The following is a 15,955-nucleotide window of genomic DNA, read 5'->3' as shown; positions in this document are numbered from 1 at the left end:
TTGACCTCCTCTCTTTTCGACCGTTGCCGTTGGTTCACAGAATCCAGGGAATGAGCCGACGGGATCGCCGTTGATATGTCCGGTATTCATCGCCGAATTGTGTAACCAGCATCTTTTCTTCTAATCCACTTTTCACCCAATAAGAAGAGACCAAAAGGATCCACCCCAGAAACCCTGTCCACTGCGGGTTGATCAGGTTCAATCCCAAGGAGATCAGGATGATGCCGGTGTAGATGGGATGTCGGACCCAGCGGTAAGGCCCGGTTTGCACGATCTGCTGATATTCGCGCAACTGAACAGCGGAGCTCCAATGTTTGCCGAGATGCAAACGCGCCCATACCGCCCAGATCATCCCCGACACCAGCAGAATCCATCCTGTCCACAACGACCAGTTGGCGGGTGAAAACGGACGGACTCCCCACCAGCCGGGAAGGTGTGTCACACTGACCGTGATGGCCAACGTGACGATCAACAGATGAATCCGGTAAAAAACCGGCGATGACTCACGGCTTTTTTGATTTCCTCTCGATGTCATCCATCCGTACAACAACCAGAAGCCGAAGAAGACACCAACTATCCAGGGGGCCATGCGCACCAACGGCAATCCCATTGATTTCCTCTCCTTGATGTTGTTTTATTTATTGTATCGCATCGTACGAACGAAAACATTTGGATGATGGATCATGAAGAGCAAAGCGTTAATTGGCAACACGGCGCGGGGGAGGGGGGATTTATCATTATTGTCTTCTCTATATTATATTAATAAATTAGTAAAGTATAAATAAATTCCCAATACCTAAACCATGAATGGACATCTTCAATCCACCCTTGTGTAAAAGGAGTTCCCAACTGGAAAAGTGATGAATTGGATTACGAAAATTAAAGTAGAAATATGGGATGTATCCAAGGGTGGTTTGTATGGGGATAAAAAAGCAGTAGGAGGTTGTCCTACTGCTCCGAATCGATGGAAATCGGACTTGCTTCAATGGGTGAATCTACATCGCCGTTATCATAGATGGATGAAAGATTTTCCTCCTCTTCATGGTCAATCTGTTTCAACAGCTTAGTTGGGATAAACCGAGATAAGCCTCTAGGGTCTGGTTGGTCGGATATATCTATTGGATCATCAAAACCTAACGGCCGATTTCGGATTGTTGGAAACCAAGTGATCCGGTAGATTGGGCAGATTTGAAATATGTGAAATAAGAACATTCCTGCCATTTCATATTAGGAGTGTTTGATCTTTGCTTATAATAAAAAAGACCGCTAATTGCGGCCAATAGATACAGGAGGTTGGAGAAATCTTAATGCGTTTTTGGGGTCATTGTTTCCATTATTGTGGCTTTATTTGTATTTTTCGTTATTACGCTTTTTGTCAAGATCAATATCGATATTAATGTCTATAACGTTAACATTTCTGTTCCTGTAGTCATTGTCATCATCGTAATCTTTTATTCTGCGATCTTTCCAATCTTGATCTTTCAGATCTAAGTCTTTATTCGAATCGACTATATCACCTCATAGTGTTTTTGATAGACTAGACAGTTCTCTCTGACGATGTAACCTTTTGAATTCAGCGTGTAAGGCACGAATTTGAGCTTCTTGTCTTTCTAACATTTCCACCAAGATACTCAAATCCACATGAACCTTGACACGTGTCAAATTTTTATTTTCGTTTTTTTTTTTGGCGGTGATCGGTAAGGAACCTCGTCATAGAAAAACATCGAAGTAATCCTCCTGTATCTTTTTCTTTATCCTATTGGGTTACTAAAGGACTTGTATGGGTTTTTTATCTAGGGTAAAAGTAGATTTTTTGATTGGTGGATTCATAACCGTTTACACCGGTGATCTATGGACTTTCAGATCTTTTCCAATTTGGGTTCTCCTCTCAGGTGATCCAGTGCAACAAGTTTCGTAAAGTTCCTGACGATTTGGAACGCAGAGCTTAAACGATCCCTGTAAACATGTGAAAATATAATAAAGCTCCCGCCAGATTGAGGCGGAAGCTCAAGTTGTTGACAATGTGTTTTAACCATTTGCCATTCCGTTATGCCGTTTTTCCGCGGGTGACTCACTCTGGACACGATATCCAAACAGCTTCCTAATATGACATATGACGGGAGCTGCTCATCACCGATAGATTTCCGCACCCGTTTCACGAAACTCTTTCGCTTTTTCCTTCATGCCCTCTTCTGCGGCCGCTCCCAGGTCCAATCCTTTTTCCTGTGCGTATTCGCGGATATCTTGCGTGATGCGCATGCTGCAGAACTTGGGACCGCACATCGAGCAGAAGTGCGCCGTTTTGGCCGGTTCTGCCGGAAGCGTTTCGTCGTGGAAGGCCATGGCCCGCTCCGGATCGAGCGAGAGATTGAACTGGTCAATCCAGCGGAACTCGAAGCGCGCTTTGGACAAGGCGTCATCCCGTTTCTGCGCGCCGGGATGCCCTTTGGCCAGATCGGCGGCGTGGGCGGCGATCTTGTAGGCGATGACGCCTTCTTTCACGTCGTCTTTGTTGGGCAAGCCCAGATGCTCTTTCGGTGTAACGTAGCACAACATCGCTGTGCCGAACCAACCGATCATGGCTGCGCCGATCGCCGAGGTGATGTGGTCGTATCCCGGCGCGATGTCGGTGGTCAGCGGACCTAGCGTGTAGAACGGAGCCTCGTGGCAGATTTTCTGCTGCAGGTCCACGTTTTCTTTGATTTTGTGCATCGGCACGTGACCGGGGCCTTCGATCATCACTTGAACGTCGTATTCCCACGCGATCTTGGTCAGCTCGCCCAGGGTTTTCAGTTCGGCAAATTGTGCTTCGTCATTGGCGTCGGCGATCGATCCCGGACGCAATCCGTCGCCGAGCGAGACGGAGATGTCGTACGCGGCTAGAATCTCGCAAATCTCACGGAAATGCGTGTACAGGAAGTTCTCTTCGTGATGGGCGAGACACCAGGCTGCCATGATCGATCCTCCGCGGGAGACGATGCCGGTGACGCGGTTGGCGGTCAGCGGGATGTAGCGCAACAGCACCCCGGCGTGAATGGTGAAGTAGTCCACCCCTTGTTCCGCCTGTTCGATCAGGGTGTCGCGATAGACCTCCCACGTGAGATCTTCCGGTTTTCCGTTCACCTTTTCCAGCGCCTGATAAATCGGAACGGTTCCGACCGGGACCGGACAGTTGCGGATGATCCATTCACGGGTGGTATGGATGTTTTTCCCGGTGGACAAGTCCATCAGCGTATCGGCACCCCAATGGGTGGCCCACCGCATTTTTTCCACTTCTTCTTCGATGGAAGAGGTCACGGCCGAATTCCCGATGTTGGCGTTCACCTTCACATGAAAATTTTTCCCGATAATCATCGGCTCGGATTCTGGATGGTTGATGTTGGCCGGGATGATTGCCCGACCTGCCGCCACTTCCTGCCGGACGAACTCAGGGTCCACATTTTCCCGCAATGCAACGAATTCCATCTCGGGGGTGATGATGCCTTTTTTGGCATAATGCATCTGCGTGACGATTTTACCTTTTTTCGCCCGGAGCGGGCGACGTTTCAGACGTTTCAAATCCTCGTTTTCCAGCGGATCTTTGGAGCGATAGCCGTCATCGACCGGTTTCACTTCCCGGCCTTCATACTCCTCCACGTCGCCCCGCTCTAAAATCCAGGGACGGCGCAAGGGGGGAAGCCCTTTACGAATGTTGGTTTCCACATTCGGGTCCGTGTAGGGCCCGCTCGTGTCATAGACGCGAACCGGTTCGTTTGGTACCTCTTCGCCGTTCCGCCCCGTCGTGGGAGAAAGGGTGATTTCCCGCATGGGGACGCGAATGTCCGGGCGAGAACCTTGGATGTACACCTTTTTGCTATTGGGGAACGTAAAAGTTTTCGACATCATGAACCTCCTGTGATGTTGGTTTTGCAACCCACACATCAACACAAGCTGTCCCCAGGTTCAGGTGCATCCGATTCCGTCGCGTACGGGTATAAAAAAAGGACCATACGCCAACGTACAGTCCTCTCCCCTTCAAAACAAAGGATCGAATGCAGTTCCCTACGCTGGCATTACCCAGATCAGGTTAAACGGTCGGCGGTAGAGTTCCCCGCCCTCTCAGCCTGGCTTCTCCAAGCTCCCGTTGATATGCAGTTGCCTATCTTGAACTTAACACAGGTTACCTACGAGGTCAATGCGGAAGTCAATCATGTTCGACTCGTATCCATCTTCTGACGAGCATAGTGATTTCCAACGGTAGCCAAAAGACGGTCACGACAAATGAAAAGAGAAAATACGCTTTATTCTCTCCTACCATGTCGACAACTTGCTGATACTCCTCGGCAAGGGATTCGGTCCCCTCGTCCCCGGTTGACATCCACTCCTGGATCCCATCCTCCATCTTTCTCCAGTAAGCATAACCGATCAAAAAATAGACGCACAAGACAAGCGGTGCGAACATCCCCAGCACTCCCTCTATGAGCTCCTATATCCTATTCTTTGCAGATGATGGGATTGCCTGCCACAGGAAAAAATGATTATCCCAAAATCGAAAAGACGATTGAAACGAAATCGAGACAGGGATTCCCGAATTCAGACTCATCAGGTATAATTCTTGGAAGCGGAGAAATGTGGTGCGGGTGGAAGATCAAGATCAGAGAGAAAGAAAGAGGGATGGATGGACATGGGGGGTTGGGGGAGGAGTTGGAGTCAATATCATCCCTTGGTGTGGGTCTTGGTGGGAGGAACAATCTTTTCGCGGGCGGCTATGTTTATGAGCCTGCCATTTTTGACCATTTATCTCGCGCAACATACGGAGATAGATCCGGCGCTGGCGGGGCTGACGGTGGGCTTGGGACCCTTGGCGGGGACACTTTGCGGCTTTATCGGCGGGAATCTTTCGGATCAGTTCGGCAGGCGTACGGTGATGGTAACGGCCATGTTCCTATGGGCAGGGGTGTACATAGGGTTTGCCGTTGCCGAACAAATTGTTCTTTTTATGTTGCTCAACCTGCTGAACGGTGTGTGCCGTTCCTTCTTTGAGCCGACTTCGCAAGCGTTGATGGCAGATATCACTCCTCCGGAACGGAGAATCCGGGTATTTGGATTTCGTTACCTGGCGATCAACTTGGGAGCTGTCATCGGTCCTCTGATTGGCGCAGTGACGGGAATTCTGGCCGGAAAGACAGCGTTTCTGATCACGGGATCCGTCTACTTCGTTTACGCGTGGCTCTTGTTGTTGATGTTGAACCGTTACCGCCATGATTTGACGTCCCATGTCGCACATACGAAGCGGGAACGCGTCGGGATGCGGGCCGCATTTCAGGTGGTGCGGAACGATGCGGCATTGAGGTTCTTTTTGGCCGGGGCGATCTTGGCCAATATCGGATACGCCCAAATCGAAACAACGCTTTCGTTGTACTTGAAGCAAAACGTGGTAAATGGGGAATTGTTGTTTTCCATACTGTTGGCGATCAATGCCGGGTTGGTCGTTATTTTACAGATGCTCTTGACCCGGTGGACTGAGAAACGCCCCATTCTGCAAAGCCTGCTGATCGGTACGCTCCTGTTCGCTGCCGGAATGGGTTGTTTCGCTGTCGGGCAACATGGGGCTTGGTTTGTCGTCGGCATGGTGATACTGACCGTGGGGGAAATCCTGATCTTCCCCACCAACAGCTTGTTCATCGATCGGCTGGCACCCGATCATTTGCGGGGGACATACTTCGGTGCCAACGGCTTTCAGGGATTGGGATTTTTTTTGGGGCCGTCTCTGGGCGGGGGGCTTGTTCAGCGGTTGGGCGGACACTGGGGATTTGCCGTGATTGGGTTGGTGGTGGTCTGTGCGATTTACTTTTATTGGATGGGGATGCGTGTTTATCAAAACCGCTCACGTCAGTTTCCACACGAGACATCGGTTGTCTCCTCTTCGGTGACGAAGGAAAAATTGCATGTTTAGTGAAACATCCTTGAAGAGGCTTCCGTCTATATAGGTACAAGTGAACCACCCTTTTTGCTACTACGAAAGTCGTAGTCGAAAAAAGGATTCCGCGTACTTTTTGGCGAACATGTCGAATTGTGGTGCGTGACGGATTCACGAGATGATGAAAACCAGCGGAAAAGTACGACATTCGGAATAGATGTGGATCGAAAGGATGGAGTTCCGTTGCGGATCGAGTGGTCCCATGTCAGTAAAATATTCCGTATGAAGCCGAAGCAGAAAGGTCGTATCTCATCCCGGATACCGACGCCTTCGATTGGTTTGCTCGATTTTTCCGCGACCGTTCGGCCCGGCATCACCGCTGTTCTGGGTCCAAAAGGTTCGGGCAAAAGCACATTGTTGCGCCTGACGGCGATGCAGTTGGTACCGGATGACGGAAGCGTGACGTATCGCAGCGATGACGGCTCGTTCTGCATGTGGTCAAAATCCGGTGCGGCGATGGCAGATGATCCGATGCTGGCGCAGGTGAAACAGCGCATCGGTTATGTGCCGCCGCTTCGAAAAATGGATCACACCATTTCGGTCGAACATTCTCTGATGTATCTGGCGCAAACACGTCGGGTACCCAATCCCAAAAGGCGGGCCATGGAACTGATCGCACAATGGGGACTTGGTTCCGTTCGTCGCGTCCCGCTCCATGAGTTAAAGCCGGGTGAACTGAAACGTTTCTTTTTGGCGAAAAGTCTGTTGTCCGACCCGGTGATCTGGTTGCTGGACGAACCGGAAATCGGTTTGGATGAGATGGGAAGGGTGCTGTTGGAGAAGGCGCTGGCAAGCCAACCGAAACATCGCATCACGATGTTGGCCACCCAGGATATGGACCTGGCCGAATGGGCATCGGATTTGTTGCTGATGGAAGGGGGCTCCTGCCGGCGATATGGGCGAAAACGCTGGCTGACTGCCGGTGTGCCACAGGGCACGGTAAAAGCGTGGTATGATTGGATGCAAATATTTTCTCAGTATTTAAATCAAAGCCATTCATAAAAAATTAAAATAAGTAACGAAACTTCTTCTGAAAACCGGATCGGAACCATATACGAACGGAACTCTCTGTAGTCTCACTGTTCCCCGATGAAGGGGAACAGTTTTTTATTGAACAAAAAAGCGTGGTACCACATAGTACCACGCATAAAGGGGTTCAGGGAAATAGGAAATCAGGCGTTCACTTCCTCGGTGTTGTTCAGGATTTGACGCAATACCGTTTGCAGAATACCACCGTTGCGGTAGTATTCGATGTCCACCACGCTGTCCAGACGGGAGATCACGTCGAATTCGACCGTGGTTCCGTCCGCTTTGGTGGCACGCACTTTCAGCGTTTGATTGGGTTGCATGTCGTCGCTCAAACCGATGATGTCGAAGGTTTCTTCGCCGGTCAGGTTCAGCGTTTTGGCGTTTTGACCCTCGACGAACTGGAGCGGCAGCACGCCCATGCCGACCAAGTTGCTCCGGTGGATCCGTTCGAAGCTTTCCGCGATGACGGCTTTCACACCGAGCAGGTTGGTGCCTTTGGCCGCCCAGTCGCGGGAGCTTCCAGTGCCGTACTCCTTGCCGGCCAGAACCACCAGCGGCGTGTTTTGCTCCTTATACTTCATAGCTGCGTCGTAAATGGGCATCACTTCGCCGGTCGGCAGGAACTTGGTGTAACCGCCTTCCGTACCCGGGACCATTTGGTTGCGGATGCGGATGTTGGCAAAGGTGCCGCGGGTCATGACGCGGTCGTTGCCGCGACGGGAACCGTACGAGTTGAAGTCTTTTGGTTCCACACCGTGTTCACGCAGGTATTTGCCTGCCGGGCTGTCCGGGGCGATCGCACCGGCCGGAGAAATGTGGTCGGTCGTGACAGAGTCGCCCAATACGGCCAACGCCCGCGCGCCACAGATTTCCTTAATCGGCTCCACATCCGGGGACAGGTTGACGAAGAACGGCGGTTCTTGAATGTACGTGGACTCGGGATCCCAATCGTACAGTTCGCCTTTGGGCGTGGTTAGATTGTTCCACCGTTCGTTCGCGTCGAAGACACGGCTGTATTGCTTCTTGAACTGTTCCGGATTCATCGCTTGGTTCATTACGTCGCGGATTTCCTGCGCGCTCGGCCAGATGTCTTTCAGGTAGACCGGCTGATTGTCGTGGCCGTAACCGATCGGTTCGTTCAGCAGATCGATGTCCACTGTACCGGCAAGCGCGTAGACGATAACCAGCGGCGGGGATGCGAGATAGTTGGCTTTTACCAGCGGGTGAATCCGACCTTCGAAGTTCCGGTTGCCGCTCAGAACAGAAGCGACGGTCAGATCGTTCTCTTCGATCGCTTTGGCCACCGCTTCCGGTAGCGGACCGCTGTTCCCGATACAGGTGGCGCATCCGTAACCGGCCACGGTAAAGCCGAGTTGAGCCAACGGTTCGATCAGACCCGCTTCTTTCAGGTAGTCGGTGACGACCTTAGAACCGGGCGTCAGACTGGTTTTGACATAGGCCGGCACTTTCAATCCTTTTTCCACCGCTTTTTTCGCCACCAAGCCGGCACCCAGCATCACCGACGGGTTGGATGTGTTGGTACAGCTGGTGATGGCAGCGATCACGACGGAACCGTTTTTCAACGTGAAGGATTCGCCGTCCGCTGTAACTTCTGCTTTTTTGGCGATTTCCTCCTCGGACAGTCCGAAACCGCGCTCTTCCACCGGTTTGCGCAAGGTGTCGTTCCAGGCTTTTTTCATGTCTTTCAATTCGATCCGGTCTTGCGGACGCTTCGGACCGGCCAGGCTGGGAACGACTGTGGACAGATCCAGTTCGATGGTGTCGCTGAAGATCGGGTCCGGCGTATCGTCGGTACGGAACAGGCCTTGCGCTTTGCAGTAGTCTTCCACCAGTTGGACCAGCTTTTCGTCGCGGCCGGTGTTGCGCAGATAGTTGAGCGATTCTTCGTCCACCGGGAAGAAGCCCATCGTCGCTCCGTATTCCGGCGCCATGTTGGCCACGGTTGCCCGGTCGGCCAAGCTGATGTTGGACAGTCCCGGTCCGTAGAATTCTACGAATTTGCCGACGACGCCTTTTTTCCGCAGCATTTCGGTCACGGTCAAGGCCAGGTCGGTCGCAGTGGCGCCTTCCGGCAATTTGCCGGTCAACTTAAAGCCAACCACTTCAGGCGTCACGAAGTACAGCGGTTGACCCAACATGCCCGCTTCCGCCTCGATGCCGCCAACACCCCAGCCGACAACGCCCAAACCGTTGATCATTGTGGTGTGGGAGTCGGTACCGACAAGCGAATCCGGGAACACTTCAATACGGCCATCCACTTCGCGGGTGGCCACCACCGTTGCCAGGTATTCCAGGTTGACTTGGTGCACAATCCCGGTCGCCGGCGGAACCGCACGGAAGTTGTCAAACGCTTCCTGCGCCCAGCGGAGCAGACGGTAGCGTTCCTCGTTCCGTTCGAATTCCACGTTCATGTTGTATTCCAGGGCATCTTTGGTGCCGTATTTGTCCACCATGACGGAGTGGTCGATCACGAGATCCACCGGGATCAAGGGATTGATTCGGGACGGATCTCCACCCACCCGTTTCATCGCGGAACGAAGCGCGGCCAAGTCAACGACGGCCGGTACGCCGGTAAAGTCCTGCAACACAATCCGGGCCGGTTTGAAGGCTACTTCTTTGTCCGAACGTTCTTCCGCCCACCGGGCCAATTGTTTCACATGCTCTTCTGTCACGGCTTTTCCGTCACACTGACGAACGGCCGCTTCCAACAACACTTTGATGGAGAAAGGCAGGCGGGAAACCTTGCCCAGCCCTTGTTCCTCCAGCCCTTGCAAGCGGTAGTATGTGTACGATTTACCGCCCGATTCGAGCTGGGAACGCACGCCAAACACGTCGTTGGGCATGTTGAGTCCCTCCTTTGATGGAATATGCAATAAAAAAGCCATTATGTTTCATCTAATGAAACCAAGTTTCTTTTTTCGATATCATTATACTATGGAGCTTCGGAATTGTATACCCCTTAATCGCTTATCCTCTCGCCCTTTTCTTGTGATCAGTTCCGACGTATAATAAAAGGAAAATCGTTTTCAAACCGTGAAACACGGAGGGCTTGCCCTTGGCGGAGGACAAAAAAATGACGGTGCGTGCGGCGGAGCGTGCCCTGGATATTCTGTTGTGTTTTGTGGATCAACCGGAGCTGGGGTTGACCGAGATCGCCCATCGCACCTCGATCAACAAAAGTACAGTATTCCGTCTGTTGGCCACGTTGGAGAGCAAGGGCTTTGTGGTCCGCAATCCCGATACGGAAAAATACAAATTGGGGTTTCGCGTGTGGGAGCTGGCGGCCAACATGGATCACTCGGATGATCCCGCAGTATTATTTTTGCCAGAGATGGAGCGGTTACGCGACCAGGTGGATGAAACGGTCAGTTTGTACATAAGAGACGGGTTGGAGCGAATCCGGGTACAAGCGGTGGAAAGCAGGCAGACCATTCGTCGGGTAGCGCCGATCGGTGCCCGTATGCCGCTGTCGGTTGGCGCTTCCAGCAAAGTGTTGGTCGCCTATGCCGATCCGATCGTGCAGAAAGAAGTGTTGGCCGATCCCCATTGGCCGCCGACAGTGGATCGTGAGCGATATCAGAAACAATTAGAAGAGATTCGGAAGACGGGTTATGCCATAAGCGTCGAGGAGCGAGAGGCCGGTACGTCGGCAATTGCCGTGCCGATCTTCAACCGGGAGGGTCGGATCGTCGCAGCCTTGGCCGTATCGGGTCCGGTGGGACGATGGACGCCGGATCGCATGACGCAATTCGCTCCGCTGATCACGGCTGCCGCTGAACGGATGGGAAAAATGTTGCGGAAATGATCCGGTAAGTGAATAAAAAGATCACTCAATGGGGATCAATAGAAAAAGGACGGATTTTCCGGTCACGACCTTGTCGTTTTTGCCAATGACGGCAAAAGAACCGGAAAAACCGTCCGATTCATTGTCACAGGTGGATGTCAAAATGCCGCCGAAGTTGATCATGAAATTGTTCCTCGGATACAATGGGGACTTTCTGTTGATGACCGTTTTTTGTAACGGTCAAATGTTCTTTTGTGAGGGTGATTCGACCGGTCGGCGTGGCGATCGTACACACGGTTTTTTGAGTAAACGTCGACTCCGGCGAAGTTTGGTGGTATTCGCACATCGAAGCAAACTGGTGCAGCTCGCGCGGGATGGTCGTGAACTGATATTGGGTCAACCATTCGTTTTCCAGTTCTTTTTGAAAAAGATATCCTCCCGGCTTTTCCCCGTCGGCTATTACTCTGTACCTGCCGCTGATGTCTTCCACTTCCGTACCGTCCAGAGGCAACGGTTCTCTGCAGCTGTCCCCAAATCCCACGTCTACTAAATACGGCTGGTCCAAATGAACGAGCAAAGCCAAGTGGTCGAACTCCGGATTGAAACGGCCGTCCGGCTTGCGAACACGGGCGGAGATCAAAGTTGTGGAATATCCGCACTCACGAAGGAGCCAATCGAACAGCGCGTTCAATTCGTAACAAAAGCCGCCCCGCCTCCGGTTGACCAATTTGTCATACATGTCGGGAAGGAACAGACGAATCGGCCGTCCCAGGGAGATGTCCAGATTTTCAAACGGAACGCTGAGCAAATGGCGTTTTTGCAAGTGACGCAGAAAGGAAACGTCGGGTTGACTGGTTGCCACGATCCCAATTCGGGAGAGGTACGTTTGTACGTCCATCCTTTTTCCCCTTTTCAAACGGATTCATTTCCGTTATACCACACATATGTGCGGGGAAAACCGTGGCTGGTCACGTTTATGGACGTTTGGTTAAAAGATGGGATAGAATAACCATAAGGAGGGATTGAGGATGGCCCAGGATTTTTATTTTCAACAACTGCAAATGATGGTTCAGCCGATGCGGGATGAACTGACCCGTCTCGGCATTCGGGAATTGCGGACGCCGGAAGAAGTGGTGGAAGCATTGGAAGGGGAAGCCAAAAACGGCACCACGCTGGTCGTCGTCAACTCGGTATGCGGATGTGCGGCCGGACTGGCTCGCCCTGCGGTGGCCGAAGCGCTGAAGCACGAAAAAACGCCAGACCACCTGTATACCGTGTTTGCCGGTCAAGATCGGGAAGCGACCGCCAAGGCACGGGAATATTTCGGTGACTATCCGCCGTCTTCCCCGTCCTTCGCCATTTTAAAGGACGGCCAAATCGTCCACATGATTCCGCGGGAACAGATCGAAAACCGGAGCCTGGAAGAAATCGCCGCCAGTCTCAAAGCTGCTTTTGAAAAGTATTGCTGATCGAATATTGAATACACACCCAAGCCCCGCAAGATTTCTTGCGGGGCTTGTTTATTTTCGATCAGTCAACCCGGTTGGCTACTGTTTTGAGCGCTTCCAACAATTGCTCTCGATGCTCTTTCTTGCCCACGGTTATACGGATTAAGCGATTCAGCGGGGGAACACCCGGTGTGCGGATGAATACGCCGATTCGAAGCAAGTCGTCCACGATGCACCGTGCGCGTTCTGCGTCCCCCACGTCGATGGCGACGAAATTGGTGGCAGAAGGAATGGCACGCCAACCCAGCTCTTCGGCCGTTGCTTCGTACTCCTTTTTCCCTTTGTTGACGGCATTGACAACGTCGCGGACGAAATCGGGATCTTGGAGCGATGCCAACGCACCGGCTTGCGCAATTCGGTTGACGCCGAAATGCAGACGCACTTTGTCGAAGGCGGAAATGGTTTCTTCACATGCAATGGCATAACCGATTCGCGCCCCCGCCATACCGTACGCTTTGGAAAAGGTACGCATACGAATGACTTGCGGATGATCGCCCTGTATGGGCAGGTGAGCAGATGGCGGTGCGAATTCGATATAGGCTTCATCCAAGATCAGCACGCACCTCGGAGGCAGTGCATCGATGAGGCGAGCCACGTCGTCGGCTGAATGCCAAGTGCCCGTTGGATTGTCCGGGTTGGCCAGATACAGCAGTCGGGCATCCACTTCGCGGGCTTTTTCCACCAAAGCCTCCAAATCGTTTTTCCAATCGTGGTAGGGTACGAAATGAAGCTGTCCACCGAATCCGGTCACATGGAATTGAAAGGTGGGGTAGGAGCCCAACGAGGTGACGACCGGAACGCCCGGCTCGACAAAGGTGCGCACCGCAAGTTCAAGGAGATCATCAATGCCGGAGCCGATTACGATCTCTTCTTTACGAACACCGTGGATGTGTGCCAACGCTGTGCGAAGTGCATCGTTTTCCGAATCCCCGTACCAGGATACTTCCTCCAGCGCCCGGCGCATCGCTTCCTGCGCCAAGGGTGAGACTCCGAAGTCGCTTTCGTTGGCACCGAGGCGCAACCGGATGGGTTGCCCCGTTTGACGCTCCAGCGCTTCGGGCGGGACGAACGGCACTGTGGCCGGTAACTGGTTGATCAGCTGGGTAAAAGGTGGATGCACGCGTTTCATTACTTTCGACATCTCCTGTTAAAAGAATCAGATGAATATGCGATTTCCCACTATGTTAACACGTTTGAGCACAAAAACAAGGGGGAATGTTCCCTGAAAAAAAGAAGGGGCACGATGTGCCCACGAAACTGCTGACAAAGTGGCCGCGATCGTATCTGATGAGTCGGTCCGGTCGCTTCCCGGATCCGCTCTACCAGCGCCCTCTTGGGAGGATGAGCAAGGCGCTCCGAACCGGGAAGCACAGGACGCGGGCAAGTACGCTTTGCTTAAAAGGAAATTGCCCACGAAGGACTGCCTGCGCTATCAAATCGAAGCTCGGTATGGATTGGTCATTCGCTATCCTGGGAGACGTTGCGTCCCGATTGATAGGCCAGACGTGGAGATGTGAATTTGAGACGCTCAGGGTACGCTTGCAGTATAACACCTTATCGTCGTTCCAGACGTAACAGCCAGAGGAAATATGGGCATCCGATCAGGGAGGTAAAGATCCTGGCCGGAATTTCTGACGGTGCGATCAATACACGTCCCACAGTGTCCGCGGCGACCGTCAACAAAGCCCCGAGGATGGCGGAGGCGGGTAATATTTTTCTCATATCGGAACCAACCAGCAATCGGGCCATATGAGGAGCGATCAACCCTACAAACCCGATATTCCCGGCTACCGAAACAGCGCAACCGGCCAATCCGACACCGACGGCTGTAATGAGAAGGCGGGTTCTTTCCAAATGGATTCCCAGTCCCTTCGCCGTTTCGTCCCCCATTTGCAGTACGTTCAAAGGGCGTGCTGTCCACCACCCGAGTCCCAGCAATGCGATGGCCCAGATCCATACCCCCGACAATTGTTCCGATCCTTTTCCCCAAACAGAGCCTGTCAGCCAAAACAATGCGGAATCCAGTTCATCTGGAGCTTTCAATACGACGACATCTCTGGCAGCCAAGCACACCGCGGATACCGCAATTCCAATCAAGATCAGTGGTGGATTCCACTCCTTTTTGCCAAGCCAGCAGATAGATGATCACAGCGGTTAATAGACCACCCGCAAAAGCGAACAAGGGCAATAGTCCCGGCGGGGAGGACGGAGCCAGCAGAATCAGGATGACTGCTCCCAAACCGGCACCGGCGCTGATGCCGAGCAAGTCGGGAGAAGCCAGACTATTACGGGTGATATTGGACATTTCCTATCTGAATGCGGGCGGCGGGATCGGATCAATTATACCGAGCTGGAAAAACAATTCGACTGGGATCTGTTTGTTAGCTGGTTGGATTCCATGTTGGCAACCAACTGTCCGCCCGGTGTCACCGTCCTTTTTGAGTGCGGCCGATTTTTGACCGCCGCTTGCGGTTTTTATGCGGTGGAAGTGCTGGATATCAAAAAAAATCATGGGAAGCATTTTGTCATCGTCCGTGGGGGGACACATCAATTTCGCTTACCTGTTTCCTGGCAACACAACCACCCGTTTCGCGTTCTATCCGTTGAGCAGTGGGATTATCCGTTTCCGAGAAAGGAGCTGACCGATGCCCACATTACGGTAGTCGGGCAGCTGTGTACACCGAAGGATGTACTGGCGAGGGACGTGTACGTTTCACGCGTGCGAATCGGAGATATGATTCTCTTTTCCCATGCGGGCGCTTATGGATGGGCGATTTCCCATCATGATTTTCTCAGTCATCCACACCCGCAGCACATCTATCTGGGAGAGAAGGGGAACGAAGCGGCATACGGAGGTGATTCCACACATGGCGAATCTATTGTCCACACTCCAGTTGATTGACACGGACCAAATCTGCCTGCATGAGGCCCATGAACCTTCCCGACTGCACCGAATCTGTGAAGGGATCAAGCGTGAGGGGGTTCTTCGACACCCGCCGCTCGGCATCCGGATGCGGGATGGTCGGTACCTGATCATTTACGGGGCACACCGCACGTGTGCCCTGAAAAAACTGGGGTGTCTCCGAATTCCGTTGCAAGTGGTGACAAAAGAAGAGGTGATGTTGGAATCCTGGGAGCATATGGTGCCGGTCGGTTCGTGGTTGGACCGTTTGCGGCATCATCCTTGGCTGCGTTGGGAGGAACGGGTTGAAGAGACGAATTCCGTGGCCGAAGTGGTGGAGCAGGATGGACGGAGTTTCTTCCTGTTGCCGGTGGAAGGGGGGACTCACGCCCTATCCCGTCTCGATCTATGGCATGAGGTGGTGGGTGCCTACAGCAGGGATTGCATAGTTCAGCGCTTGCCACAAGGGTGTGGACAACTGCCGGGTGAGGGGAAGGTGGTTCTTCGCTATCCAGTTTGCAGGCTGGAAGAGTTGGAACAGATCGTTTTGAGCGGAAAAGTGATGCCGGCAGGTGTTACCCGATTTGTTGTCAGCGGTAGGTTGTTAAACCTCCGCATTCCGTTACATTTGTTGACCCAACAAGTGATTTCGGATGAATGGGAAAAGCTTTGCCGAAAGTGGTCGGACTCCTTGCGTCTGTATGACGAGCCTGTGTATTATTGCGAGGTGTAATAGTGGAAGTGATCGACTA

At 52.5% G+C, this 15,955-nt stretch carries 14 protein-coding genes and 1 riboswitch; of the genes, 6 read left to right on the top strand and 8 right to left on the bottom strand.

Features of this window, described 5'->3' with window-relative positions; genetic code table 11:
- Nucleotides 1-34: 34 nt before the first annotated feature.
- The 3 genes from NWF35_RS08670 to NWF35_RS08660 form a co-directional block, all read right to left on the bottom strand.
- Nucleotides 35-610 carry a methyltransferase family protein gene (locus NWF35_RS08670; RefSeq protein ID WP_301238660.1) on the bottom strand — a complete coding sequence of 192 codons (576 nt, stop codon included), beginning with the start codon at nt 608-610 and terminating at the stop codon, nt 35-37.
- A 1,520-nt stretch (nt 611-2,130) separates the two neighbouring features.
- Complete coding sequence (gene thiC / locus NWF35_RS08665) at nt 2,131-3,882, bottom strand: phosphomethylpyrimidine synthase ThiC (protein ID WP_435873866.1); 1,752 nt, start codon at nt 3,880-3,882, stop codon at nt 2,131-2,133.
- Between the two features lie 139 nt (nt 3,883-4,021).
- Nucleotides 4,022-4,132, bottom strand: a riboswitch (TPP riboswitch).
- Nucleotides 4,133-4,183: 51 nt separating this feature from the next.
- Entirely contained in the window at nt 4,184-4,441 is a 258-nt protein-coding gene (locus NWF35_RS08660) for a hypothetical protein (protein ID WP_301238658.1), read from the bottom strand.
- A 216-nt stretch (nt 4,442-4,657) separates the two neighbouring features.
- Here NWF35_RS08660 and NWF35_RS08655 point away from each other — a divergent pair, with 216 nt between their 5' ends.
- Nucleotides 4,658-5,935 (top strand): MDR family MFS transporter, encoded by a 1,278-nt coding sequence (locus NWF35_RS08655; RefSeq protein WP_363321585.1) that lies wholly within the window; start codon nt 4,658-4,660, stop codon nt 5,933-5,935.
- Nucleotides 5,936-6,142: 207 nt separating this feature from the next.
- A complete protein-coding gene (locus NWF35_RS08650) occupies nt 6,143-6,961 on the top strand; it encodes an ABC transporter ATP-binding protein (protein ID WP_301238657.1) in 819 nt (272 codons plus the stop codon).
- Between the two features lie 170 nt (nt 6,962-7,131).
- Here the strand turns inward: NWF35_RS08650 and acnA are convergent, their stop codons facing one another.
- Nucleotides 7,132-9,852 carry an aconitate hydratase AcnA gene (gene acnA, locus NWF35_RS08645; RefSeq protein WP_301238656.1) on the bottom strand — a complete coding sequence of 907 codons (2,721 nt, stop codon included), beginning with the start codon at nt 9,850-9,852 and terminating at the stop codon, nt 7,132-7,134.
- Nucleotides 9,853-10,082: 230 nt separating this feature from the next.
- On the opposite strand from acnA, the gene NWF35_RS08640 reads away from it, so the two are divergent.
- Nucleotides 10,083-10,814 carry an IclR family transcriptional regulator gene (locus NWF35_RS08640; RefSeq protein ID WP_435873869.1) on the top strand — a complete coding sequence of 244 codons (732 nt, stop codon included), beginning with the start codon at nt 10,083-10,085 and terminating at the stop codon, nt 10,812-10,814.
- Nucleotides 10,815-10,938: 124 nt separating this feature from the next.
- Here NWF35_RS08640 and NWF35_RS08635 read toward each other — a convergent pair whose 3' ends face one another.
- Nucleotides 10,939-11,691, bottom strand: coding sequence for an arylamine N-acetyltransferase family protein (locus NWF35_RS08635; protein ID WP_301238654.1), 753 nt, complete (start codon nt 11,689-11,691; stop codon nt 10,939-10,941).
- 130 nt (nt 11,692-11,821) lie between these two features.
- Between NWF35_RS08635 and NWF35_RS08630 the strand changes: the two genes are divergently transcribed.
- Nucleotides 11,822-12,262, top strand: a complete 441-nt coding sequence (locus tag NWF35_RS08630) for a BrxA/BrxB family bacilliredoxin (protein ID WP_301238653.1) — start codon at nt 11,822-11,824, stop codon at nt 12,260-12,262.
- Nucleotides 12,263-12,323: 61 nt separating this feature from the next.
- Here NWF35_RS08630 and NWF35_RS08625 read toward each other — a convergent pair whose 3' ends face one another.
- From NWF35_RS08625 to NWF35_RS16865, 3 genes are all read right to left on the bottom strand, one after another.
- On the bottom strand, nt 12,324-13,430 hold the full coding sequence (locus NWF35_RS08625) for an aminotransferase class I/II-fold pyridoxal phosphate-dependent enzyme (protein ID WP_301238652.1): 1,107 nt from the start codon (nt 13,428-13,430) through the stop codon (nt 12,324-12,326).
- A 425-nt stretch (nt 13,431-13,855) separates the two neighbouring features.
- Nucleotides 13,856-14,374: a FecCD family ABC transporter permease gene (locus NWF35_RS08620; protein ID WP_363321584.1), complete on the bottom strand. Its 519-nt coding sequence runs from the start codon at nt 14,372-14,374 to the stop codon at nt 13,856-13,858.
- Nucleotides 14,328-14,606, bottom strand: a complete 279-nt coding sequence (locus NWF35_RS16865) for an iron chelate uptake ABC transporter family permease subunit (protein WP_363321583.1) — start codon at nt 14,604-14,606, stop codon at nt 14,328-14,330. Before NWF35_RS16865 ends, NWF35_RS08620 begins: the two co-directional genes overlap by 47 nt.
- A gap of 93 nt (nt 14,607-14,699) precedes the next feature.
- Here NWF35_RS16865 and NWF35_RS08615 point away from each other — a divergent pair, with 93 nt between their 5' ends.
- On the top strand, nt 14,700-15,203 hold the full coding sequence (locus NWF35_RS08615) for a type III PLP-dependent enzyme domain-containing protein (protein ID WP_301238651.1): 504 nt from the start codon (nt 14,700-14,702) through the stop codon (nt 15,201-15,203).
- A complete protein-coding gene (locus tag NWF35_RS08610) occupies nt 15,169-15,936 on the top strand; it encodes a ParB N-terminal domain-containing protein (protein ID WP_301238650.1) in 768 nt (255 codons plus the stop codon). Before NWF35_RS08615 ends, NWF35_RS08610 begins: the two co-directional genes overlap by 35 nt.
- The last annotated feature ends 19 nt before the right edge of the window (nt 15,937-15,955 follow it).

The sequence above is a fragment of the Polycladomyces subterraneus genome (genome assembly GCF_030433435.1).
Classification (GTDB): Bacteria; Bacillota; Bacilli; order Thermoactinomycetales; family JIR-001; genus Polycladomyces; species Polycladomyces subterraneus.
The sequence above is the reverse complement of the archived record's forward strand: the minus strand, read 5'-3'. Positions and strand labels throughout refer to the sequence as shown.

What these genes read in the sequence shown, in the direction of transcription:
- NWF35_RS16865 (WP_363321583.1), bottom strand. Translation starts at nt 14,606, where the DNA reads ATGTCCAATATCACCCGTAATAGTCTGGCTTCTCCCGACTTGCTCGGC.
- acnA (WP_301238656.1), bottom strand. Translation starts at nt 9,852, where the DNA reads ATGCCCAACGACGTGTTTGGCGTGCGTTCCCAGCTCGAATCGGGCGGT.
- NWF35_RS08660 (WP_301238658.1), bottom strand. Translation starts at nt 4,441, where the DNA reads ATGTTCGCACCGCTTGTCTTGTGCGTCTATTTTTTGATCGGTTATGCT.
- NWF35_RS08635 (WP_301238654.1), bottom strand. Translation starts at nt 11,691, where the DNA reads ATGGACGTACAAACGTACCTCTCCCGAATTGGGATCGTGGCAACCAGT.
- NWF35_RS08640 (WP_435873869.1), top strand. Translation starts at nt 10,083, where the DNA reads ATGACGGTGCGTGCGGCGGAGCGTGCCCTGGATATTCTGTTGTGTTTT.
- thiC (WP_435873866.1), bottom strand. Translation starts at nt 3,882, where the DNA reads ATGTCGAAAACTTTTACGTTCCCCAATAGCAAAAAGGTGTACATCCAA.
- NWF35_RS08670 (WP_301238660.1), bottom strand. Translation starts at nt 610, where the DNA reads ATGGGATTGCCGTTGGTGCGCATGGCCCCCTGGATAGTTGGTGTCTTC.
- NWF35_RS08610 (WP_301238650.1), top strand. Translation starts at nt 15,169, where the DNA reads ATGGCGAATCTATTGTCCACACTCCAGTTGATTGACACGGACCAAATC.
- NWF35_RS08655 (WP_363321585.1), top strand. Translation starts at nt 4,658, where the DNA reads ATGGACATGGGGGGTTGGGGGAGGAGTTGGAGTCAATATCATCCCTTG.
- NWF35_RS08625 (WP_301238652.1), bottom strand. Translation starts at nt 13,430, where the DNA reads ATGAAACGCGTGCATCCACCTTTTACCCAGCTGATCAACCAGTTACCG.
- NWF35_RS08630 (WP_301238653.1), top strand. Translation starts at nt 11,822, where the DNA reads ATGGCCCAGGATTTTTATTTTCAACAACTGCAAATGATGGTTCAGCCG.
- NWF35_RS08615 (WP_301238651.1), top strand. Translation starts at nt 14,700, where the DNA reads ATGTTGGCAACCAACTGTCCGCCCGGTGTCACCGTCCTTTTTGAGTGC.